This is a genomic window from Saccharothrix sp. NBAS 001 (genome assembly GCF_056640475.1).
This window is the reverse complement of record NZ_CM153251.1, coordinates 879,387-900,538: the sequence shown is the minus strand read 5'-3', so window position 1 is coordinate 900,538 and position 21,152 is coordinate 879,387. Positions and strand designations below refer to the sequence as shown.

The 21,152-nt window shown below is 72.5% G+C and carries 18 protein-coding genes and 1 pseudogene; 8 read left to right on the top strand and 11 right to left on the bottom strand.

The features are described from left to right. Positions 1 to 11 precede the first annotated feature (11 nt). Positions 12 to 2,069 (top strand): elongation factor G-like protein EF-G2, encoded by a 2,058-nt coding sequence (locus AC0HI0_RS03990; protein WP_480930869.1) that lies wholly within the window; start codon positions 12 to 14, stop codon positions 2,067 to 2,069. Here AC0HI0_RS03990 and AC0HI0_RS03985 read toward each other — a convergent pair. From AC0HI0_RS03985 to AC0HI0_RS03970, 4 genes are all read right to left on the bottom strand, one after another. Further along, positions 2,027 to 3,034: an anti-sigma factor RsbA family regulatory protein gene (locus AC0HI0_RS03985; RefSeq protein WP_480930868.1), complete on the bottom strand. Its 1,008-nt coding sequence runs from the start codon at positions 3,032 to 3,034 to the stop codon at positions 2,027 to 2,029. The genes AC0HI0_RS03990 and AC0HI0_RS03985 overlap by 43 nt on opposite strands. Next, on the bottom strand, positions 3,031 to 3,339 hold the full coding sequence (locus tag AC0HI0_RS03980) for an STAS domain-containing protein (protein ID WP_480930867.1): 309 nt from the start codon (positions 3,337 to 3,339) through the stop codon (positions 3,031 to 3,033). Before AC0HI0_RS03980 ends, AC0HI0_RS03985 begins: the two co-directional genes overlap by 4 nt. A 201-nt stretch (positions 3,340 to 3,540) precedes the next feature. Further along, positions 3,541 to 5,031: a CoA-acylating methylmalonate-semialdehyde dehydrogenase gene (locus AC0HI0_RS03975; RefSeq protein ID WP_480930866.1), complete on the bottom strand. Its 1,491-nt coding sequence runs from the start codon at positions 5,029 to 5,031 to the stop codon at positions 3,541 to 3,543. Further along, a complete protein-coding gene (locus AC0HI0_RS03970; protein WP_480930865.1) occupies positions 5,028 to 6,329 on the bottom strand; it encodes an aspartate aminotransferase family protein in 1,302 nt (433 codons plus the stop codon). Before AC0HI0_RS03970 ends, AC0HI0_RS03975 begins: the two co-directional genes overlap by 4 nt. Before the next feature lie 106 nt (positions 6,330 to 6,435). Between AC0HI0_RS03970 and AC0HI0_RS03965 the strand changes: the two genes are divergently transcribed. Further along, positions 6,436 to 8,049: a PucR family transcriptional regulator gene (locus AC0HI0_RS03965; protein ID WP_480930864.1), complete on the top strand. Its 1,614-nt coding sequence runs from the start codon at positions 6,436 to 6,438 to the stop codon at positions 8,047 to 8,049. A 64-nt stretch (positions 8,050 to 8,113) separates the two neighbouring features. Here AC0HI0_RS03965 and AC0HI0_RS03960 read toward each other — a convergent pair whose 3' ends face one another. The 3 genes from AC0HI0_RS03960 to AC0HI0_RS03950 all read right to left on the bottom strand — a co-directional run bounded on the left by AC0HI0_RS03960 (position 8,114) and on the right by AC0HI0_RS03950 (position 11,403). Then, positions 8,114 to 8,638, bottom strand: a complete 525-nt coding sequence (locus AC0HI0_RS03960; protein ID WP_480930863.1) for a hypothetical protein — start codon at positions 8,636 to 8,638, stop codon at positions 8,114 to 8,116. Between the two features lie 225 nt (positions 8,639 to 8,863). Next, positions 8,864 to 10,300, bottom strand: coding sequence for a S1 family peptidase (locus AC0HI0_RS03955; protein ID WP_480930862.1), 1,437 nt, complete (start codon positions 10,298 to 10,300; stop codon positions 8,864 to 8,866). 116 nt (positions 10,301 to 10,416) lie between these two features. Then, positions 10,417 to 11,403, bottom strand: a complete 987-nt coding sequence (locus AC0HI0_RS03950; RefSeq protein WP_480930861.1) for a LysR family transcriptional regulator — start codon at positions 11,401 to 11,403, stop codon at positions 10,417 to 10,419. Positions 11,404 to 11,646: 243 nt separating this feature from the next. On the opposite strand from AC0HI0_RS03950, the pseudogene AC0HI0_RS03945 reads away from it, so the two are divergent. The 6 genes and pseudogenes from AC0HI0_RS03945 to AC0HI0_RS03920 all read left to right on the top strand — a co-directional run. After that, positions 11,647 to 13,189 (top strand): annotated as a pseudogene (locus AC0HI0_RS03945) (NCS1 family nucleobase:cation symporter-1); the annotation flags it as partial. Between the two features lie 16 nt (positions 13,190 to 13,205). Continuing rightward, complete coding sequence (locus AC0HI0_RS03940) at positions 13,206 to 13,988, top strand: nitrilase-related carbon-nitrogen hydrolase (RefSeq protein ID WP_480934248.1); 783 nt, start codon at positions 13,206 to 13,208, stop codon at positions 13,986 to 13,988. Beyond that, positions 13,985 to 15,370, top strand: a complete 1,386-nt coding sequence (gene hydA, locus AC0HI0_RS03935; RefSeq protein WP_480934247.1) for a dihydropyrimidinase — start codon at positions 13,985 to 13,987, stop codon at positions 15,368 to 15,370. The genes AC0HI0_RS03940 and hydA overlap by 4 nt, the downstream gene beginning before the upstream one ends. Positions 15,371 to 15,380: 10 nt before the next feature. Next, positions 15,381 to 16,373 (top strand): TIGR03842 family LLM class F420-dependent oxidoreductase, encoded by a 993-nt coding sequence (locus AC0HI0_RS03930; protein ID WP_480930860.1) that lies wholly within the window; start codon positions 15,381 to 15,383, stop codon positions 16,371 to 16,373. A 62-nt stretch (positions 16,374 to 16,435) separates the two neighbouring features. Beyond that, positions 16,436 to 16,945, top strand: a complete 510-nt coding sequence (locus AC0HI0_RS03925) for a DUF4240 domain-containing protein (RefSeq protein WP_480930859.1) — start codon at positions 16,436 to 16,438, stop codon at positions 16,943 to 16,945. A 165-nt stretch (positions 16,946 to 17,110) separates the two neighbouring features. Then, positions 17,111 to 17,485, top strand: coding sequence for a PH domain-containing protein (locus AC0HI0_RS03920; RefSeq protein ID WP_480930858.1), 375 nt, complete (start codon positions 17,111 to 17,113; stop codon positions 17,483 to 17,485). 10 nt (positions 17,486 to 17,495) lie between these two features. Here AC0HI0_RS03920 and AC0HI0_RS03915 read toward each other — a convergent pair whose 3' ends face one another. The 4 genes from AC0HI0_RS03915 to pgsA are packed head-to-tail and all read right to left on the bottom strand — an operon-like array spanning position 17,496 to position 21,110. After that, positions 17,496 to 18,461 (bottom strand): NUDIX hydrolase, encoded by a 966-nt coding sequence (locus AC0HI0_RS03915; protein ID WP_480930857.1) that lies wholly within the window; start codon positions 18,459 to 18,461, stop codon positions 17,496 to 17,498. Further along, positions 18,458 to 19,576: a glycosyltransferase family 4 protein gene (locus tag AC0HI0_RS03910; protein ID WP_480930856.1), complete on the bottom strand. Its 1,119-nt coding sequence runs from the start codon at positions 19,574 to 19,576 to the stop codon at positions 18,458 to 18,460. The genes AC0HI0_RS03915 and AC0HI0_RS03910 overlap by 4 nt, the downstream gene beginning before the upstream one ends. Then, complete coding sequence (locus tag AC0HI0_RS03905) at positions 19,573 to 20,505, bottom strand: phosphatidylinositol mannoside acyltransferase (protein ID WP_480930855.1); 933 nt, start codon at positions 20,503 to 20,505, stop codon at positions 19,573 to 19,575. Before AC0HI0_RS03905 ends, AC0HI0_RS03910 begins: the two co-directional genes overlap by 4 nt. Beyond that, the gene (pgsA, locus tag AC0HI0_RS03900) at positions 20,502 to 21,110 is read right to left on the bottom strand and encodes a phosphatidylinositol phosphate synthase (RefSeq protein WP_480930854.1); all 609 of its coding nucleotides are present in this window, start codon (positions 21,108 to 21,110) and stop codon (positions 20,502 to 20,504) included. The genes AC0HI0_RS03905 and pgsA overlap by 4 nt, the downstream gene beginning before the upstream one ends. Positions 21,111 to 21,152: the final 42 nt, after the last annotated feature.

The following is a 21,152-nucleotide window of genomic DNA, read 5'->3' as shown; positions in this document are numbered from 1 at the left end:
GGGTGGTCCTCATGGGAACCAAAAGCTCCGACAACGGCCATTCGGCAGGCGCGGTCGCTGTGGACAACCCGGCCAAGGTCCGCAACGTCGTGCTGGTCGGCCCATCCGGCTCCGGCAAGACGACGCTCACCGAGGCCCTGCTCGCCACGACCGGCGTGCTGACCCGAGCGGGTTCGGTCACCGAAGGCAACACCGTCTGTGATCACGACCCGGCCGCCGTGCGCCAGCAGCGGTCGGTGGGCCTGGCCGTCGCGCCGGTCCGGCACGGCGACGTGAAGATCAACTTCATCGACACCCCCGGCTACGCGGACTTCGTCGGCGAGCTGCGCGCGGGCCTGCGCGCCGCGGACGCCGCGCTGTTCGTGGTCAGCGCCGCCGAGGGGGTGGACGCCACCACGGTCGCGCTGTGGCAGGAGTGCGCGGCGGTCGGCATGCCCAGAGCGGTGGTGATCGCCCGCACCGACCACCACCGGGCCGACGTCGACAACGGGATCGCCGCGTGCCAGGAGGCGTTCGGCGCGGGCGTGGTGCCGCTCTACCTGCCCGGCGACGACGGCCTGGTCAACCTGCTGACCAGCGCCGACCCCCGGTACGAGGACCAGCGCAACGCGCTGATCGAGGGCGTCATCGCGGAGAGCGAGGACGAGACCCTGATGGAGCGCTACCTGGCCGGCGAGACCGTCGACCAGGCCACGCTGATCGCGGACCTGGAGACCGCGGTCGCGCGCGGGTCGTTCCACCCGGTCCTCCCGGTGTGCTCGGCGACCGGGCTGGGCCTGCCCGAACTGCTCGACGGGATCACCCGGGCGTTCCCGTCGCCGCTGGAGCACCCGCTGCCCGAGGTGACCGGGGTGGACGGCATCCCGCACCCCCGGCTCGCCGCCGACCCGGACGGGCCGCTCGTCGCGGAGGTCGTGCGCACCGCCGTGGACTCCTACGTCGGCCGGGTCTCGCTGGTGCGGGTGTTCTCCGGGACGCTGCGCCCGGAACGCCCGGTGCACGTCTCCGGCCACGGCATGGCCGACCGGGGACACGAGGACCACGACGCGGACGAGCGGGTCGCGCACGTCTACTCGCCGCTGGGCGCGAACCTGCGCGAGGTGCCCTACTGCGTGGCCGGCGACCTGTGCGCGCTGACCAAGCTCGGCTCCGCCGAGACCGGCGACACGGTGTCCGCGCCGGACCGCCCGCTGCTGGTCGCCCCGTGGGAGATGCCGGAGCCGCTGCTGCCGGTCGCGGTCGTGCCGCGCAGCCGCAGCGACGAGGACAACCTGGCCCGCAACCTGGGCAAGCTGGTCGCCGGCGACCCGACGTTGCGACTGGAGCGCAACGCCGAGACCCACCAGCTCGTGCTGTGGTGCATGGGCGAGGCGCACGCCGACGTGGTGCTCGCCCGGCTGCGCGCGGGCGGCGCGGAGGTCGACACCGAGCCGGTCCGGGTGGCGCTGCGCGAGACGTTCGCCGCGCAGGCCAAGGGCCACGGCCGGCACGTGAAGCAGTCCGGCGGGCACGGCCAGTACGCGGTGTGCGACATCGTGGTGGAGCCGCTGCCGCGCGGGGCCGGGTTCGAGTTCGTGGACCGGATCGTCGGCGGCGCGATCCCCCACCAGTTCATCCCGAGCGTGGAGAAGGGCGTGCGGGCCCAGCTGGAGCGCGGCCTGCTCGGCGGCCACCCGGTGGTGGACGTGCGGGTGACGCTGGTGGACGGCAAGGCGCACTCGGTGGACTCGTCGGACGCGGCGTTCCAGACCGCCGGGTCGCTCGCGCTCAAGGACGCCGCCGGCAACGGCCGGACCGCGCTGCTCGAACCCGTGGACGAGGTGGTCGTCCGGCTGCCCGACGAGCACCTGGGCACCGTCCTGGGCGACCTGTCCGGGCGGCGCGGCCGGGTGCTGGGCACCGAGGCCGAGAGCCCGGGCTACACGGTGGTCCGCGCCGAGGTGCCCGCGACCGAGCTGCTGCGCTACGCCGTCGAACTGCGCTCGCTGACCTCCGGCACCGGCACCTACACCCGTCGCTTCAGCCGCTACGACCCGCTGCCCCAGGCGTTGGCCGCGCGGTCGTCCTGACCGTCCCGGTGAGCCGGGCCCGCCAGTTCCGCCGAGCGCGGACCCGGCACCTGGAGCCGCAGCACGGTGACCCCGCGCTCGGACCTGACCTCCACCGACTCGCAGATCTGCCGGGTCACCCACAGCCCCTCGCCGGGGTCGGCCGCGGCGGTGAGTTCGGGCGGCCGGAACCCGGCGAACGGCGCGACGTCGACCGCGCTCGACCCGGCCAGCTCGCACACCACCGACCCGGCCGTCGGCCACAGCGCCACGTGCCCGTCGTCGCCGAGGAACCGCAGCGCCTCGCCGACCGCCACGGTCAGCAGCGCGGCGTGCTGCTCGGTCAGGCCGAGCCGGGCGGCGTGCTCGAAGACGAACCGGCGCAGCGCGTTCGGGTCGCCGCCCAGCGGCAGCAGTTCGGCGTCGCCGGGGCGCGGCGGCACCGGCACCGCGTCGCACGCCCGCGCGTACTCGCCCGGCTCGACGTAGTCCGCCGACTCCAGCAGGTCGGTGCCGCGCACGTGGGCGGGGTGGGTGCGCAGCGCGTGCCGCACGCCCTCGTCGCCGACCACCCGCGCGTCGTACGGGCAGATCATCCAGACGTTGGTGTCGGCGAGCACGACGTTGAGGCCGGCCTCCATCCGCCGCCACGCGCGCACGTCGGCCCCGGTGCGGCCGGCCCACAGCGGTTCGGCCAGCACCCGCACGTTGCGGCCGGTCGGACCCGCTTTCCGCTGCCAATAGCGGATGAACTCGGTGGCGCGGGCCGGCGGCCGTCGACCGAAATAGGCGGTTTCCGCGAAATCGAACCGGTGCGCCCGGTCGCCGAGGGCCGAACGGAGCAATTCCAGGTTGGCCGGCGTGGTGGTGACCAGCACCGGTTCACCGAGCGCCAGGCCGGCTTCGACAAACGGCACCGACATCTCCAGGAATTCGTCGTCGTCGGTGTACACCGCGGCGTCGTGCCGGAAGTGCTCGTTGCTCACCGCGGCACGCCCCCGTCCGCCAGGACCAGGCCGGGCGCGTCGGCCCAGCCCATGACGCCGATCGCCCAGCCGTGGTGCGCGGCGAGGTCGAGCACCAGGCTGCGGCCGACTTCGGCCAGCTCAGCGGCGGTGGCGCAGAGGACGCGCAGCTCGGCGGTGCGCAGGAACGGCACGGCCCGCAGGTCGAGCCGGACGTCCCGCCGGGCCTCGGCCAGCACGGCCGCGCGCAGCGCGTCCGCGTCCACCGGCTCGATGACCCCGGTCAGCACGAGACCGGGTGGGTCGCCTTGTCGGGTGATGACCACCTGAGAAACTCCTGGCAGGATTCCGTGATGAGCCGAACCGACGACCCCGAGCCGAGTTCGCACGACGGGCGTCGACCTTACGCCGTTTTTCCGGTGCGCTCAAACCCGAATGATCTCCACCACTGCCGGCAATAGTGGAGAATTGTTCGACTACTCGTCGCGACGGCCCGGTTCCGGTCGGAACCGGGCCGTCGCGCGGACTCAGGTGTTCTGCGGGAAGCCCAGGTTGACGCCGCCGTGCGACGGGTCGAGCCAGCGGCCGGTGACGACCTTGGTGCGGGTGAAGAAGTGCACGCCCTCCGGCCCGTACGCGTGCGAGTCGCCGAACAGCGAGTCCTTCCACCCGCCGAACGAGTAGTAGGCCACCGGGACCGGGATCGGCACGTTCACGCCGACCATGCCCACCTCGACCTCGTTCTGGTACCGCCGCGCCGCGCCGCCGTCGTTGGTGAAGATGGCGGTGCCGTTGCCGTACGGGTTGGCGTTGACCACCCGCACCGCGTCGTCGTACGACTCGACCCGCAGCACGGACAGCACCGGCCCGAAGATCTCGTCCCGGTACACCGACATGTCCGGTCCGACGTGGTCGAACAGCGTGGGCCCGAGCCAGAACCCGTCCGCCTCGCCGTCGATCGGGTGCCCGCGACCGTCCACCACGAGCGCCGCGCCCTCCGCGACCCCGGCGTCCACGTAGGACGCGACCTTGTCGCGGTGCGCGCCGGTCACCAGCGGGCCCATCTCGCAGCCCGGCCGACGACCGTCCCCGACGTGCAGCCCGGCGATCCGCTCGCCGATCTTGGCGACCAGCTCGTCCCCGACCGGGTCGACCGCGACCACGACCGAGATGGCCATGCAGCGCTCCCCCGCCGAGCCGAAGCCCGCCGAGACCGCCGCGTCGGCGGCCAGGTCGAGGTCGGCGTCGGGCAGCACGACCATGTGGTTCTTGGCGCCGCCCAGCGCCTGGACCCGCTTGCCGTGCCGGGTCCCGGTCTCGTAGACGTACTTGGCGATCGGCGTCGAACCGACGAACGACACCGCCTTGACCTCCGGGTGCTCCAGGATCCGGTCGACGGCCTCCTTGTCGCCGTGCACCACGTTGAGCACGCCGTCGGGCAACCCCGCCTCGGCGAACAGCTCCGCGAGGAACACCGACGCCGAAGGGTCCTTCTCGGACGGCTTGAGCACGACCGTGTTGCCGCACGCGATCGCGTTGGGCACGAACCACAACGGCACCATCGCCGGGAAGTTGAACGGCGAGATCACGCCGACCACGCCCAGCGGCTGCTGGATCGAGTACACGTCGACCCGGCTGGACGCGTTCTCGCTGAACCCGCCCTTGAGCAGGTGCGGGATGCCGCACGCGAACTCCACGGCCTCCAGCGCGCGCTGGACCTCGCCCGCCGCGTCGGACAGCACCTTGCCGTGCTCGGCGGTCACGATCGCGGCCAGCTCGCCCTTGCGCGCGTTGAGCAGCTCCCGGAACGCGAACATCACGTTGGCGCGCCGGGTGAGCGAGGCGTTGCGCCAGTCGGCGAACGCGGACCCGGCCGCCGCCACCGCCTCGTCCACGGTGGCCGCCGACGCGAAGTCGACGTGCGCGGCGACCTTCCCGGTGGCCGGGTCGTACACCTCGCCGCTGCGGGACGTCTCGCCGCCCCAGGGCTTTCCGCCGATCCGGTGGGTGATCCTCACAGCACGTCCCCCAGGATGCCCAGTGCTTCGCCGACCTCGTCCTCGGTCACCGTCATCGGCGGCGCGAGGCGGATCACGTTGCCGTACAAGCCGCCCTTGCCGACCAGCAGGCCGCGTTCCCGGCTGCCCTCCAGCACCGCGGTGGCGGCCTTCGGGTCGGGTTCGCCCGCCGGGCCGACCAGTTCGATGCCGACCATGAGGCCCTTGCCGCGCACGTCGCCGACGGCGGGCCGGTCCTCGGCGATGGCGCGCAGCCCGTGGCCCAGCAGGTCGCCCATCTTCGCCGCGTTCGCCTGCAGGTCGTTGTCCAGCAGGTAGTCCAGCGTCGCCAGCGCGCCGGCGGTGGACACCGGGTTGCCGCCGAAGGTGGAGATCGAGTTGGCGCTGATGCTGTCCATCAGGTCGCCCCGGGCCACCACGCCGCCGATCGCCAGCCCGTTGCCCAGGCCCTTGGCGAAGGTCATCGCGTCCGGCGTCACGCCGTGCGCCTGGATGCCCCAGAAGTGCTCGCCGGTGCGCCCCCACCCGGTCTGCACCTCGTCCGAGATCAGCAGGACGCCGTACTCGTCGAGGACTTCCTTGAAGGCCGCGAACAGGCCGTCCGGCGGGGTGGCGAACCCGCCGACGCCCTGGATCGGCTCGGCCAGCAGGCACGCCACGTCGCCCGCCGTGGTCGTCTCGATGACCTCGCGCAGGTCCGCGACGCACGCCTTGATGTAGTCGGCGTCGGAGAGGTCCTTGAACGGGCTGCGGTAGCGGTAGCCGCCGTGCACCCAGCTGACCTTGAGCGGGCTCAGCGAGGACGCCGACCAGCCCCGGTTGCCGGTCACCGCCATGCTCGCGAACGACCGGCCGTGGTAGGAGTTGCGCAGCGCCAGCACCTGGTCGCTGCGGCGGTACCCGGTGGCCAGCATCAGCGCGGTCTCGTTGGCCTCGGTGCCGGAGTTGGTGAAGAACACCTTGGCGTCCGGGATGCCGGAGAGCCCGGCGATCTTCTCCGCCAGCTCCACCTGGGCGCGGATCAGGTACAGCGTCGAGCTGTGCAGCACGCCGGTGTCCAGCTGACCGCGGATCGCGTCGCTGATCTCGGCCACGTCGTAGCCGATCGCGTTGGTCAGGATCCCGGCGAAGAAGTCGAGGTAGGTGTTGCCCTCGCGGTCGGTCACCCGGCGACCGCGCGCGCTCGCCAGCTCGATGGGCTGTTCGTAGTACAGCGCCAGCCAGTCGGGCATCACCGCGCGGTGCCGGGCCAGCAGGTCCGCGTGGGCGCCGCCGTGCACACCTTCTTCGGGTGCCATCGAGTCCTCCTCAGGGGCGTCAGTGGTGCAAAGTCTCGTCGGGACACCGCAGCGCCGCCATGCACAACGTGTACCGCTTTTCGGCAGTTCGCATTACGTTGTGTCCATGTACCCCACGGTTGCCGAAGCGCTCGCCCTGCCGGTCATCCGCCGGGGCAAGCCCCGGGTCATCGCGGGCGCGGCCGGGATGCAGCGCCGGGTGCGCTGGGTGCACGCCGCCGAGATCGCCGACATCGCGCACCTGCTGCGCGGCGGCGAACTCGTGCTGACCACGGGGATCGCGCTGCCCGACGAGCCGGCGGGGCTGACCCGCTACGTCGACGACCTGGCCGCCGTGGGCGCGTCCGGGCTGGTCGTGGAGCTGGTCCGGCGGTGGGAGGACGAGGTGCCCGGCGCGCTGGTGGCCGCCGCCGAGCGGCACGGGCTGCCCCTGGTGACGCTGGCCCGGGAAACCCGGTTCGTGTCGGTCACCGAAGCCGTGGTGGCCCTGATCGTGGACGCCCAGCTCGCCGAGCTGCGGGCGGCGGAGCAGGTGCACGAGACGTTCACCGCGCTGACCGTGGCCGGGGCGGAGCCGGCCGAGGTGCTGCGCGAGGTGGCCCGGACCTCCGGGCTGCCGGTCGTGCTGGAGACCCTGGGGCACGAGGTGCTGGCCTACGACGCGGCCGGTCAGGACCCGACGGCGCTGCTCACCGACTGGGGCACCCGGTCGCAGGCGGTGTCGCTGCCCGAGCGCACCGCGTACCACGAGGGCTCGGGCTGGCTGGTCACCGTGGTCGGCGCGCGCGGGGCCGACTGGGGCCGGCTGGTGGTCGTGTCACCGGAGCCGCCGCCGCACCGGCACGTCGTGGTGGCCGAGCGGGCGGCGTCCGCGCTGGCCGTGCACCGGCTGGTGGCGCGGGACCGGGAGTCGCTGGAGCGGCAGACCCATCGCACGCTGCTCACCCAGCTGCTCGGCCGGCCGCCGCAGGACCTGCCGGCCCGCGCGGCGGCGCTCGGCGTGCCGCTGGAGCGCCGCCAGCTCGTCGGCGTGGCGATCCGGCCGGGCACGGCCACCGCGCCGGCGCAGGCGCTGGCCACCCAGGAGGTGCTGCGGGACCTGGCCGAGGCGACCGCGCTGGCCACCCGCCGGGTGACCGTGCCCGCGCTGGTCGGGGTCGTGGACGACACCAGCGTGCGGGCGCTGCTGTCGCTGCCGCCCGCCGCCGGGCTGGACGGCGTGCTGCGCCGCCTGGCCCGCGAGGTGCACCGGACCGCCGCCGCGACGCAGCACGCGCTGCCGGTGGTGATCGCCGTCGGCACCACCGTGACGGCGACGGCCGACGTGCGGCGCAGTCTCGGCGAGGCCGCGCACATCGCGGGCGCGGCGCTGCGGTCGCCGGGCAACCGGCTCTACCACCGGCTGGACGACGTGCGGCTGCGCGGGCTGCTGCACCTGCTGCGCGACGACGAGCGCGTGCGGGCTTTCGCGGACCGCGAACTCGGCGCGTTGATCAACCGGGACGCGAATCAGGGCAGCCGGCTGGTGGAACTGCTCCGCTGCTATTGCGAGAACGGCGGGAACAAATCGGCTGCCGCTGCCGCCGCGCATTTGTCCCGGACCGCGTACTACCAACAGCTCTCCCGGATCGAACAGGTCCTCGGGGTGTCGCTGGAAGATCCCGAATCGGTCCTGTCGCTCTACGTGGCGCTGCTGGTGGCGGAAATGGGCGAGCCCTGAGCACGCGATCCGGCCGCCGACGTCGGCACCGCCCCGGGGGGACCGGGGCGGTGCCGACGCGCGCTCAGCCCAGGAACGGGAGGGAGACCGGCCCGGCACCGCCCGGCAGGCCCGGCAGTGCGGGCTTGTTGACCGTCGGCGGCTTGACCTCGGGCGCGCCGGGCAGCTTCGTCACCGACGGCGTGCCCACCTCGCGGGCCTGGGGCGCGGTCGCGCCGAGCGGCACGAGGGGCAGCTGGGGCAGGCCCGGCGTCCCCGCCACGGGGGGCAGCGAGTTCGTCGGCAGGCCCGCGGTGGACAGCGCGTTCGTCGGCAGGCCGGAGGTCGGCAGGCCGGAGGAGGGCAGCTGCGGCGCGGACGCCACGGGTGCCTGGCCCTGCGTGGGCAGCTTGAGCGCCTGACCGGCGACCAGCTCGGTGGCCGGCCTGGTCAGGCCGGCGTCGACGCGCTGGGCGGCCTCGCCGAGCTTGCCCTCCACGGTGTCCAGCGGAGCCTCGGCCGCCGAAGCGGTGCCGGCCAGCAGCGGTGCCGCGCCGGCGGCGAGCAGGGCTGCGGCGCGCAGAATTCCGCGGGTGCGGTGTGCAGACACGATGTTCCCATCCTGATTGGGGACCGAACGGTTGACCAAACCTCTATCGGCACCCCTGGTCGATCTCCACACCCTCTCGATCGGGTGACTGACGCTGCGTATTGCTCGTCACCCGTTCGAGAACCTTCACTGAACCGTCCACAGTGGACTATCGTGCGCGGCCCGTCGCGGGCCCGCGCCGGGGAGACTCGGCACGGACCCACGACGGGTCGACTCCCCCAGGAATCAGGGGTTGGTGACCCCCAGCGTGTAGCTGCCGGAACCGCTGTACGCGTGCACCTGGAACCGGTAGTAGCCGGCGGTGCCGTTGTACGTCACGGTTTCGTTGGCCGACGGGCTGTCGCCCTTGGCCACGACGACCCACGAACTGCCGTTCCACTTCTGGAGGTACAGGTCGAAGTCGGCGCCGCTCGGCCCCACCAGGCACCCGACGTGCGCGCCGGAGACCGTGGACTGGTAGTAGCTGTTGTTCGGCTGGAACACCTGGCCGCCCGCGGCCAGGGAACCGGTGTAGCGGGCCTCCGCCGAGGCGCAGCCGGTGGGCGGGTTCGGGTTGCCGCCACCGCCGCCGGTCACCAGGGTCAGGCCGTAGGTCTGGAGGATCTCGTTGACCGGCTGGAAGTACGTCGTGCCGCCGGACGAGCAGTTGCCCGAACCGCCGGACGTGACGCCCTGCGCCTGGGTGCCCGCGACCAGCGAGCCGCCGGAGTCACCGGGCTCCGCGCAGACCGTGGTCTGGATCAGGCCGGTCACCGTGCCCTGGGGGTAGGTCACCGACGAGTTGCGGGCCTGGATCGTGCCGCAGTGCCAACCGGTCGTCGAGCCCGACCGGCACACCGTCGCGCCGACCGCCGCGTCCTGCGACCCCGCGACCGACACCGTGCCACCCGAGTAGTTGTTCACCAGGCCGCGCGGGGTGTTGCCCGCGGCGACCTGGACCCACGCGTAGTCGTTGCCGGGGAAGGAGGATCCCCGGAACGAGCCGCTCGGGTTGGACGTCGACGCGCCCGTGGTGCCGCAGTGCCCGGCGGTGATGAAGCCGCCGTTGACCGAGAAGCCGACCGAGCAGCGCGTGCCGCTGCCGATGTTGTACGCGTTGCCGCCGACGACGTCGATCAGCGGGCGCGGGGCTTCGGTGGTGGCCACGTACCGCACCGCGGTCGCGCCGACTCCGCTGGCCGCGACGAACGCGCGGGCGGCGGACAGCTTCTCCGGCTGCGACTTGACCACGACGGTGTTCGTGGGCAGGTCGACGTACCAGCCGGGGACGGACCGGGGCGCCTTCGCGACGTTGCGGTCCAAAGTGGACTTGACCGCGTCCAGGTCGTGCTCGCTGCGCTGCACGAGCCGGCCCCGACCTCGGCCGACCTGGTCCAGGTCGGCCTGCGTGGTGACCGCGACGGTCAAGGCGCCGGACGCGTCGATCCACGCGCCGCCGAACCGGGTGTCCAGCCGCTTGCGCAGGTCGCGGGCCGTGTCGCTGGACGTCCGGTCGGCCGACAGCCGCTCCCGCGCCTGGGCGGTGTCCAGCCCCAGGTCGCGTTGGATGGCGGCGAGGATCTCGGTGCTCTGGTCCGCCGGGGCCGCTTGCGCGGTGGGAGCCAGGGCTCCGGCGGTCACCAGCGCTGCGGCCAGCGCCAGTGGTCTCAACAGTGTCGACATGGGAATTTCTCCTCGGGAGGAGTGCAGGGATTCCCCGTGAAAAGTATTTCGACCCGTCCGAAAGCGGTAATACCGGCTGGGTCATACGACCGCATGATGGTGAGGCATTCGGGTGATCAGGGGCTCACCGTCTCCCGCGCGTGGTAGCGGACCACGCCGAAGTCGGGATGCGAACGCAACCACGCCGAGTAACGGGGATTGCGTTCCGCGGTGTCTTTATAAGCCTCTCCGGCGTAGCGCAGCACGTGCGGACCGAACTCCGCCGCGGGGCTTTCCGGGTCCCAGCCGATCAGGTGCCGCCAGCGCAGCGGCGCGCCCGCGAGCGGAATCGCGACGACGCCGGGCGCGCGGCGGAACGTGGGCTGGCACAGCGCGACCGCGTCACCGGAGGCGGCGAGGTCGATGCAGCTGTTGATGTCGACCTCGTACATCGTGCGCGGGGTGAAGCCGGAGCGGCTGCACGCGGCGACGAAGCACTCGCCGAAACAGCCGTCGCCGGGCACCACGGCCCACTGCATGTCCTTGAGCTGCCCCAGTTCCACCTCGTCGAGCAGGGTGAACGGGTGGTCGTCGGGGATCAGCACGAAGATCGGGTCGACCGCGATCACGCTCCAGGTGAGCCCGTACTCCGAGGGCGGTGGCGCGTCGCCGCAGACCGCGGCCAGCACGTAGTCCAGCCGGCCCTGGGCGACCGCGGCGGCGAGTTCCTCGTTGGACCACGAGACCTGGGTGCTCACGTGCGCGCCGGGGTGCGACTCGGTGATCCGGTGCACGACCCCGCCGAGCATCGGGCCGTTGACCGCGCCGACCCGGTAGCGCTCGCTGGGCATGTTGTCGTCCACCAGCCGCAGCGCGTCCTCCTGGAGCCGGGAGAAGGCCGGCAGCAGGACGCGGGCGCGTTCCAGCACGAGTTCACCGAGCGGCGTGGGCCGCGCCCCCTTGTGGTCCCGCTCGAACAGCTTGCCGCCGAGCAGGCCCTCTATCCGGTGCAGTTGCGCGGTGAGCGCGGGCTGCGCCAAGCCCAGCAAGGAAGACGCCTTGGAGAGGCTGCCCGCGTCGGCGATCGCGCACACGACCCGCAGGTGTCTCAGTTCGAGCTTCATCCACACGACGGTAGGTCACTGTTAACACCCAGTCGAGGGGCTGGGGACGCGGAGTGGCCGCATTCTCGACAAGTCGGCGCGCCGGGCGGGGTGGCAATGGACAGAGTGTGCCCTGATCATGGCAAGCGTGGACACTCTGACACTGCCCAGCGCACGCGGGCCGAGCCGAGGATGCCGGGATGGGATTCGCGCCGATCCACCCGAACCAGAGGGTGTTTCACGAGCGTAACAGGGGAGTGACCGATGGCCCTCGACTCCGCAACGCAGGTCACATCGGGTCCCGACGGCCGCGTGGAACTCCGTGATCATTCCGCGATCGCCGACAGCCCGTACTACAACCCCGAACTCGCCCCGGTCCCGTTGGAGCGGCGCACCTGGACGACCTACAACTTCTTCGCGCTGTGGATGGGCATGGCGCACAACATCCCCAGCTACACGCTGGCCGCGTCGCTGGTGGCGCTGGGCATGGACTGGGTGCAGGCGTTCCTGACGATCACCCTGGGCAACCTGGTCGTGCTGGTCCCGATGCTGCTCAACAGCCACGCGGGCACGAAGTACGGCATCCCGTTCCCGGTGTTCGCCCGCGCGTTCTACGGGGTGCGCGGGGCCAACCTGGTGGCGTTGCTGCGGGCGTTCGTCGCGTGCGCGTGGTTCGGCATCCAGACCTGGGTCGGCGGCAAGGCGCTGCACGTGATCGTCGGCCGGCTGGCGGGCGAGGGCTGGTCGAACGCCCCGGTCGTGCTGGGCCAGGTGTGGACGCTGTGGCTGTGCTTCCTGGCGTTCTGGGTGGTCCAGATGCTGGTGATCTGGCGCGGCATGGAGGCGATCCGGCGGTTCGAGAACTGGACCGCTCCCCTGGTGTCGGTGGGCTTCCTGGTGCTGCTGGCCTACGTGGCGGTCGAGGCGGGCGGGTTCGGCCCGATCCTGTCCGAGCCGTCGGCGCTGGGCTGGGGCCCGGACTTCTGGAAGGTGTTCTTCCCGGCGCTGATGGGCATGATCGCGTTCTGGTCGACGCTGTCGCTGAACATGCCGGACTTCACCCGGTTCGGCGGCAGCCAGCGCAAGCAGGTGCTCGGCCAGGTGCTCGGCCTGCCCACCACGATGTCGTTCATCGCGATCGTGGCGATCCTGACCACGTCCGGCGCGACCGCGCTGTACGGGGAGGCGATCTGGGACCCGGCGGAGCTGGCGAGCCGGTTCGACAACACCGCGGTGGTGCTCGTCGCGCTGGTGGCGCTGGGGGTGGCGACGGCGTCGGCGAACCTGGCGGCGAACGTGGTCAGCCCGTCCTACGACTTCTCCAACGCGTTCCCGAAGAAGATCACCTTCGCGCTGGGCGGCCTGATCACCGGTGTGGTCGGGGTCCTGATCCAGCCGTGGCGGCTGATCGCCGACCCGTCGATCTACGTCTTCGCCTGGCTGGGCTTCTACGGCGGGCTGCTGGCGTCGGTGGCGGGCGTGTTCGTCGCCGGCTACTGGCTGCTCGGCCGCACCCGGCTCGAACTGGCCGACCTCTACCTGGCCGGACGCGGCGCCTACTGGTTCCGCGCGGGCTGGAACTGGCGGGCGGTCCTGGCGACCGCCGTCGGCTCCGTGCTCGCGGTGGGCGGCGCGTACGGCGGGCCGTTCCCGGCGGAGGGCCTGATCCCGGCGCTCAAACCGCTCTACGACTACAACTGGGTCGTCGGCCTGGTCGGCGGCCTGCTCGTCTACCTGGCCCTGGCGCCACGGAGGGAGAACGCGTGAGCAACATCGTCCGAGCGGGTCTGGTCCAGCAGAGGTGGACCGGCGACAAGGATTCGATGACCGCGAACGCGGTGGAGGCGGTCCGCACCGCCGCGTCGCAGGGCGCCCAGGTCGTGTGCCTGCAAGAACTCTTCTACGGCCCGTACTTCTGCCAGGTGCAGGACGCCGACTACTACTCCTACACCGAGGGCATCCCGGACGGCCCGACCACCGAGCTGATGTGCCAGGTGGCCGCCCAGCACGGGGTGGTGCTGGTCGTGCCCATGTACGAGCAGGAGCAGCCCGGCGTGTACTTCAACACCGCCGCGGTGATCGACGCCGACGGGACGTACCTGGGCAAGCACCGCAAGAACCACATCCCGCAGGTGAAGGGGTTCTGGGAGAAGTTCTACTTCCGGCCCGGCAACCTCGGCTACCCGGTGTTCGACACCGCGGTCGGCCGGATCGGCGTGTACATCTGCTACGAGCGGCACTTCCCGGAGGGCTGGCGGGCGCTGGGCCTGGGCGGGGCGCGGATCGTGTTCAACCCGTCGGCCACCTCGCGCGGCCTGTCGGAGTACCTGTGGCGGCTGGAGCAGCCGGCGGCGGCCGTGGCCAACGAGTACTACGTGGGAACGATCAACCGGGTCGGGGTGGAGCCGTTGGGCGACAACGACTTCTACGGCCAGTCGTACTTCGTGGACCCGCGCGGGCAGCTGGTCGGCGAGGCCGCCTCCGACACCGAGGAGGAGATCGTCGTCCGGGACCTGGACATGGACCGGCTGGCCGAGGTGCGCGACCTGTGGGCGTTCTACCGCGACCGCCGCCCGGACACCTACGACTCGCTGGTGACGCCATGAGCATCCTGGTCAAGGGCGGTCTCGTGGTGAACGCGACCGGGGCGTTCACCGCCGACGTGCTGGTGCGGGGCGAGCGGGTCGCCGCGCTGCTCGCGCCCGGCTTCCCGGTCGAGGCGGACGAGACGATCGACGCGACCGGCAAGTACGTGATCCCCGGCGGCGTCGACGCGCACACCCACATGGAGATGCCGTTCGGCGGCACGTTCTCCGCCGACACCTTCGCCACCGGCACCACGGCGGCGGCGTGGGGCGGCACCACGACGATCATCGACTTCGCGGTGCAGGCCAAGGGGACCTCCCTGCTCGCGACGCTGGACAAGTGGCACGCCAAGGCGGATGGCAACTGCGCGGTCGACTACGGCTTCCACATGATCGTGTCCGACGTGGACGACACCTCGCTCAAGGAGATGGAGTCCTGCGTCGCGGCGGGCGTGAACACGTTCAAGATGTTCATGGCCTACCCCGGCGTCTTCTACGCCACCGACGGCGAGATCCTGCGCGCGATGCAGAAGGCGCGGGAGATCGGCGCGACGGTCATGATGCACGCGGAGAACGGGATCGCGATCGACCAGCTCGTCGCCCAGGCCCTCGCCGAGGGCCGCACCGACCCGGTCGAGCACGGCCTGACCAGGCCCGCCGAGCTGGAGGGCGAGGCCACCTCCCGGGCGATCACGCTGGCGAAGGTGACCGGTTCGCCGCTCTACGTCGTGCACCTGTCCGCGGCGCAGGCGCTGGACGCGGTGGCGAAGGCGCGCGACACCGGGCAGAACGTGTTCGCCGAGACGTGCCCGCAGTACCTCTACCTGTCGCTGGAAGACCTGGCCAAACCGGACTTCGAGGGCTCGAAGTACGTCGCTTCTCCCCCGCTGCGCCCGCGCGAGCACCAGTCCGAGCTGTGGCGCGGGCTGCGCACCAACGACCTGTCGGTGGTCTCGACCGACCACTGCCCGTTCTGCTTCAAGGACCAGAAGGAACTCGGGCGCGGCGACTTCTCCAAGATCCCCAACGGGATACCCGGCGTCGAGCACCGGGTGGACCTGCTGCACCAGGGCGTGGTGAAGGGCGAGATCAGCCTGGAGCGGTGGGTGGAGATCAGCTCGACCACGCCCGCGCGGATGTTCGGCCTGCACCCGCGCAAGGGAGTGGTCGCGCCGGGCGCGGACGCCGACCTGGTGGTCTACGACCCCGCCGCGAAGCAGACGATCTCGGCCGCCGCGCACCACATGAACGTGGACTACTCGGCGTACGAGGGCATGGCGCTCACCGGCAAGGTGGACACCGTGCTGTCCCGGGGCCGGGTCGTGGTCGACGCGTCGGGGTTCCGAGGCGCGGTCGGGCACGGCCGCTTCCTGACCCGTGAGCTGAACCAGTACCTCGTCTAGGAGGCCCGCTGTGGACTTCGGTGTGGTGTTGCAGACCGACCCGCCCGCGCGGGACGTCGTGGCGGGCATGAAAGCGGCTGAGGACAACGGGTTCCGCTACGGCTGGACGTTCGACTCGACGGTGCTGTGGCAGGAGCCGTTCGTCATCTACTCGCAGGTGCTGGCCGCCACCACGGACCTGGTGGTGGGTCCGATGGTGACCAACCCGAGCACCCGGGACTGGTCCGTGCTGGCGTCGCTGTTCGCCACGTTGAACGACATGTTCGGCAACCGCACGGTGTGCGGCATCGGCCGGGGCGACTCGGCGCGGCGGGTGATCGGGCAGCCGCCCGCGTCGCTGGCCACGCTCGGCGCGGCGATGCACGTGGTCAAGGAGCTGGCCGAGGGCCGCGAGGTGGTCCACCACGGCACGCCGGTGCGCATCCCGTGGGTGCGCGACGGCAAGCTGGAGGTGTGGATGGCCGCCTACGGCCCGAAGGCGCTGAAACTGGTCGGCGAGCAGGCGGACGGCTTCATCCTCCAGACCGCCGACCCCGACATCGCGCGCTGGACCATCGGCACCGTCCGGGACGCGGCGGTCGCGGCCGGGCGGGACCCGGCGGCGATCACGCTGTGCGTGGCCGCGCCCGCCTACGTCGGGCCGGACCTGCCGCACCAGCGCGACCAGTTGCGGTGGTTCGGCGGCATGGTCGGCAACCACGTGGCGGACCTGGTGGCGCGCTACGGCGACTCGGGCGCGGTGCCCAAGGCGCTGACCGACTACATCAAGGACCGGGAGGGCTACGACTACGCCCACCACGGCCGGGCGGGCAACCGCTCGACCGACTTCGTGCCGGACTCCATCGTCGACCGGTTCTGCCTGGTGGGCCCGGCGTCGGCGCACGTCGAGCGGCTGCACGAGCTGCGGGAGCTGGGGGTGTCCAACTTCGCGCTGTACCTGATGCACGACGACAAGGACGAAACCCTTGCCGCGTACGGCGACCAGGTGCTGCCGAGGGTGTGATCACCGCAGGTCGGGAGCGTGGCCGGGCGGGATTGTCGGACCTGCCCGCTACGCTGCCGCCCGTGAAGATCGACAACGACGAAGCCCGGTTCTGGGCACTGCTGGAAGGCGCCTGGGCCGGCGTGGGCCCGGAGGCGAACGGGACGCGCGCGGCGCTGGCCAAGCGCGACCCGGAGGAGGACGCGTTCGACGCGGCGGCCGAGCTGGAGGAGCACCTGGACGCGGTGCTGACCGCGCTGCGGCAGGCGACCGAGGGCCTGTCCGCCCAGGAGCTGACGGCGCTGGACGCGGTCGTGGAGCGCAAGCTGCACGACATCGACCGGCGCGACGTGCACGAGGTGACCGACGGCTCGGACGACGGGTTCCTGTACGCGCGGGGGTTCATCGTCGCGCTGGGTCAGGAGTTCTACGAGGCGGTGTCGCGGGACCCGAGGCTCGCCGTGCCGGACGCCGAGTGCGAGGCGCTGTGCTACTTCTTCGCGCACCTGCACGCGGACCTCTTCGGCGGGTTCCCGGGCACCGGCTCGGGGATCTCCCGGGAGACCGCGACGAACGCGACGGGCTGGGCGTAGCGACGACGACGGGGGGCGTGCTCGGCCGGGTCCTGCCCGGCCGGGGCGCGACCGGCGGGGCGCGGGCCGGGGGCCGGGCGACCGCCGCAGCGCGACGTCGCGGGCGGGTCGGGTGGCCCGGTCGGCGGCTCTCCCACCACCCGATCCGGTGCTACCGTCGACAGGGTGATCGACTTCGAGAAAGCGTCCGTGTTCAAGCTCGCGCCGTGCCGGCCCGAGGACATCGCGCCGCAGGTGTCGCCGATCATGATCCAGGGCGAGCAGATCGTGTCGTGCTTCAAGACCGTGCGCGACTTCGTCGTGTTCACCAACAAGCGGGTGATCGCGGTCAACGTCCAGGGCATGACGGGCCGCAAGAAGGACTTCACGTCCCTGCCCTACAGCCGGGTGCAGGCGTTCTCCATCGAGACCGCCGGCACCTTCGACATGGACGCCGAGCTGGACCTCTGGTTCTCCGGGCTGGGCAAGGTCCGGCTGGAGTTCCGAGGCCACGCCGACGTCCGCCTGCTCGGCCAGATGATCGCGACCTTCGTCCTCTGACGCCGCCCGGTCAGCGCACCGAACGGGTCGTGCCGTCCCACCCGGTCAGCGCGGCGGGCAGGACCTCCGCCAGCTGCACCGGGTACACGGTGTCGTCGGTGGCGCGCAGCTCGTCCACCGACCACCAGCGGTGCCGGCGGATGGTCTGCCGCTCGATGTCGTTGAACCGGGACGTGTCGATGTCGGCGGCGTCCCGGCGGCACACGAAGAACCACTCCTCGGCCGCGTAGCTCAGCCCGTCGAAGCTGAACACCGCCCGCCGCTTCCACACCGGGCCGACCAGCTCGTCGGGCGCGAGTTCCAGCCCGGTCTCCTCGAACGCCTCGCGCACCGCCGCCGTGCGCAGGTCCTCGGCGTGCTCGACGCCGCCGCCCACGGTGAACCAGAACAGCTCCTCGGGCCGGGCCGGGTCGAAGCCCTCGAACAGCAGCACCCGGCCGGCCGCGTCGGCGAGCACGACCCGCGCGGACACCCGCTGGGTCGGCACGTCCTGGAGCGGTTCGGCGATCTCGAAGTAGGTCGGCGTCGGGGCGGTGCCGGCCAGGCGCAGCCAGCGCACCAGCCGCCAGCGGCGCAGCGCGAGCGTGTCGCGCACCGCGTCGTTGTGCACCCGCCGGGCCAGCACCACCCGCTGCTCGGCGTCGGACAGCTCCGCCGCCAGCGCCGGGGCCAGCGCCGACCGGTCGAGGTCCTCCAGCACGCCGCTGAGTTCGTTCTCGGCGGCCTCGCGGTCGGCCCGCGACGCCTGTTCGGCCCGGTCGGCCGCGTCGCGCAGGCCGGGCTCGGCGCACAGCACGGCCACCGCGCGGGTCACCACGGCCCGCCGCGCCAGGGCGGCGTCCAGCGCGGCCCACGCGGCGTCGGTGCGCACGTGCAGCCGGTCGAGCCGGTTGGCGGTGGCCAGGATCCCCGGACCCACCAGGACGACCAGCCCGAGCAGCACCAGGAACGTCAACGCCATGCCGGAGCTGGTCACGCCTGTCCCACCTGCCGGGGGTCGGCCGCCATCGCGCTCTCGTAGACCCGCAGCACCTGCCCGGCCACCACGGACCAGTCGTAGGTCATCACCCGCTGGCGGGCCGCGTCCACGTAGTCCGCGCGCCGGCCCCGGTCGTCCAGCAGGTCGCGCAGCGCGCGGGCCAGCGCCGTCGAATCGCCGACCGGCGTCAGCACGCCGGCCTTGCCGTCGTCGAGCACCCGGCGGAACGCGTCGAGGTCGGCGGCCACCACGGCGGCACCGGCGGACATCGCCTCGGTGAGGATGATGCCGAAGCTCTCGCCGCCGGTGTTGGGCGCGCAGTAGACGTCGACGCTGCGCAGCGCGCGGGCCTTGGTCTCGTCGTCCACCATGCCCAGGAAGTCCACCCGGGACGCCAGGGCGGGGCCGGCGGCCTTGCGCAGCTCGTCCTGGTCACCCCGGCCGACGATCAGCAGCCGGACGTCCCCGGGCAGCTCCCGGAACGCCTCCAGCAGCACCGGCATCCCCTTGCGCGGCTCGGTGAACCGGCCGACGAAGCCGATCGTGCCGCCGGGGCGCGGGTAGCCGGGCAGCGGGTCGGCGTCGGCGAAGAACCCGACGTCCACGCCGTTGGGGATCTCCACCGCGTCGCCGCCCAGGTGCTCCACCTGCACCCGCCGGGCCAGCGCGGACACCGCGATCCGGGCGGTGATCTTCTCCAGGAACGGCTGGAGCACCACCTGGAACGCGGAGAGCATCTTGGAGCGCGGCGTCGAGGTGTGGAAGGTCGCCACGATCGGCCCGTCGGCCACCATCAGCGCCAGCATGGACAGCGACGGCGCGGTCGGCTCGTGCAGGTGCAGCACGTCGAAGTCGTGCTCGGCGATCCACCGCCGGACCCGGGTGAAGGACACCGGCCCGAACGACAGCCGCGCCACCGACCCGTTGTACGGGATGCTCACCGCGCGCCCGGCGGAGGTGACGAACTCCGGCACGGGCGTGTCGTCGTCGGCCGGGCCGAGCACCTCCACCTCGTGCCCGAGCGAGCGCAGCGCGCGCGCCAGGTCGACCACGTGCGCCTGCACGCCTCCGGGTACCTCGAAGGAGTACGGGCACACGATGCCGACCCTCACTCGGCGCCCTCCCTGCGGGCCAGCACCCGGCGCAGCGCCCGCTGCCTGCTCTCCGGCAGGTCCGCGAGCCACAGCTGCTGGAGCATGTGCCAGTCCGCCGGGTGCGCGGCGATGTCGGCGGCGAACACGTCGGCGAGCTGCTGGGTGGCCGGTGCCACCCCGGTCAGCCCGGCGACCCGGATCGGCGGGTGGATGCGGATCGTGCAGCCGTCCTCGGTGAACCACAGGCCGGCCGGCAGCAGCGCCGCGCCGGTCGTGGCGGCCAGGTGCGCGGGGCCGGCGGGCATCATGGTCTGCTCGCCGAAGAACGTGACCGGCACGCCGCCGGCGGTCAGGTCGCGGTCGGCGAGCAGGCAGACCACGCCGTTGGCGCGCAGCCGCTCGGCGAGCACGACCGCCGGGTTGCGGTCGCCGCCGGTCAGCGGCAGCACCTCGAAGCCGAGGCTCTCCCGGAACCCGATGAACCGGCGGTACAGCGATTCGGGCTTGAGGCGCTCGGCGACCGTGGTGAACCGGCCGGAGTGCCCGACCAGCCACACGCCCGCCATGTCCCAGTTGCCGCAGTGCGGCAGCGCGAGGACCGCGCCGTTGCCGGCCGCGAGCGCCGCGTCCAGGTTCTCCACGCCGGTCATCGTGCGGTCGGTCTGGGCGTAGGCGGCTTGGAGGTCCATCGACGGCAGCCGGAACGCCTCCCGCCAGTACCGGGCGTAGGACCGGACCGACAGCCGGACCAGCTCGTCCAGCTCGGCCTCGCCGGCGCGCGGCACGACCCGGCGCAGGTTGGCCCGCAGCCGCCGGACACCGGCACCGGCCCGGCGCGACGCCCGGTCGGCGGCGGCGTCGAACAGCGCGACGGCCCACTTCTCCGGCAGCAGGCGGACCAGCCGCCAGCCCGCCGCGAAGCCCAGGTCCGCCAAGCGCTCCTTCATGTGGCCAACTCCTTCGCCGACCGCCGCACCGCCAGCAGGCGCTGCGCCACGGTGATCACGACCAGCGCGGCGAGCAGGTACAGCGCCACGGGCAGGATGTAAGGCACGCCGAGGCCGTGCAGCCCGACGCCGACCAGCGCGACCACGAACCGGTCGGCCCGTTCGGCCACGCCCACGTCGGCGGTCAGTCCGGACGCCTCCGCCCGCGCCTTGACGTACGAGGTGACCTGCGCGCCGACCAGGGACACCAGGGTGGCCGCGGCCAGGCCCTGCTCGCCGGCGCCGAAGCACCACCAGGCGATGGCCGCGAACAGCGCGCCGTCGGCGATCCGGTCGCAGCTCGCGTCCAGCACCGCGCCGTACGCGGTGCCGCCGCCCTGCGCGCGGGCCATCGCACCGTCGATCAGGTCGAACAGCAGGAACGCGGTGACCACCGCGGCCCCGGTGAACAGCTGGCCGCGCGGGATGAACCAGAGCGACGCCGCGACGGAGCAGACGGTGCCGAGCACCGTGACGGTGTTCGGGGTGAGGCCGCGTCGCAGCAGCCACGCCCCGATCGGATCGGTGACGCGCGAGACCGACGCGCGGGCGAAGATGTTCAGCATGGGGCGGCGACTGCACCTACCGGCGGAAGGACGACTGGTCCC

Coding starts and splice junctions, on each gene's coding strand:
- hydA (WP_480934247.1), top strand. CDS start 13,985: ATGAGCATCCTGGTCAAGGGCGGTCTCGTGGTGAACGCGACCGGGGCG.
- AC0HI0_RS03965 (WP_480930864.1), top strand. CDS start 6,436: ATGTACCCCACGGTTGCCGAAGCGCTCGCCCTGCCGGTCATCCGCCGG.
- AC0HI0_RS03940 (WP_480934248.1), top strand. CDS start 13,206: ATGACCGCGAACGCGGTGGAGGCGGTCCGCACCGCCGCGTCGCAGGGC.
- pgsA (WP_480930854.1), bottom strand. CDS start 21,110: ATGCTGAACATCTTCGCCCGCGCGTCGGTCTCGCGCGTCACCGATCCG.
- AC0HI0_RS03905 (WP_480930855.1), bottom strand. CDS start 20,505: ATGAAGGAGCGCTTGGCGGACCTGGGCTTCGCGGCGGGCTGGCGGCTG.
- AC0HI0_RS03955 (WP_480930862.1), bottom strand. CDS start 10,300: ATGTCGACACTGTTGAGACCACTGGCGCTGGCCGCAGCGCTGGTGACC.
- AC0HI0_RS03970 (WP_480930865.1), bottom strand. CDS start 6,329: ATGGCACCCGAAGAAGGTGTGCACGGCGGCGCCCACGCGGACCTGCTG.
- AC0HI0_RS03950 (WP_480930861.1), bottom strand. CDS start 11,403: ATGAAGCTCGAACTGAGACACCTGCGGGTCGTGTGCGCGATCGCCGAC.
- AC0HI0_RS03990 (WP_480930869.1), top strand. CDS start 12: ATGGGAACCAAAAGCTCCGACAACGGCCATTCGGCAGGCGCGGTCGCT.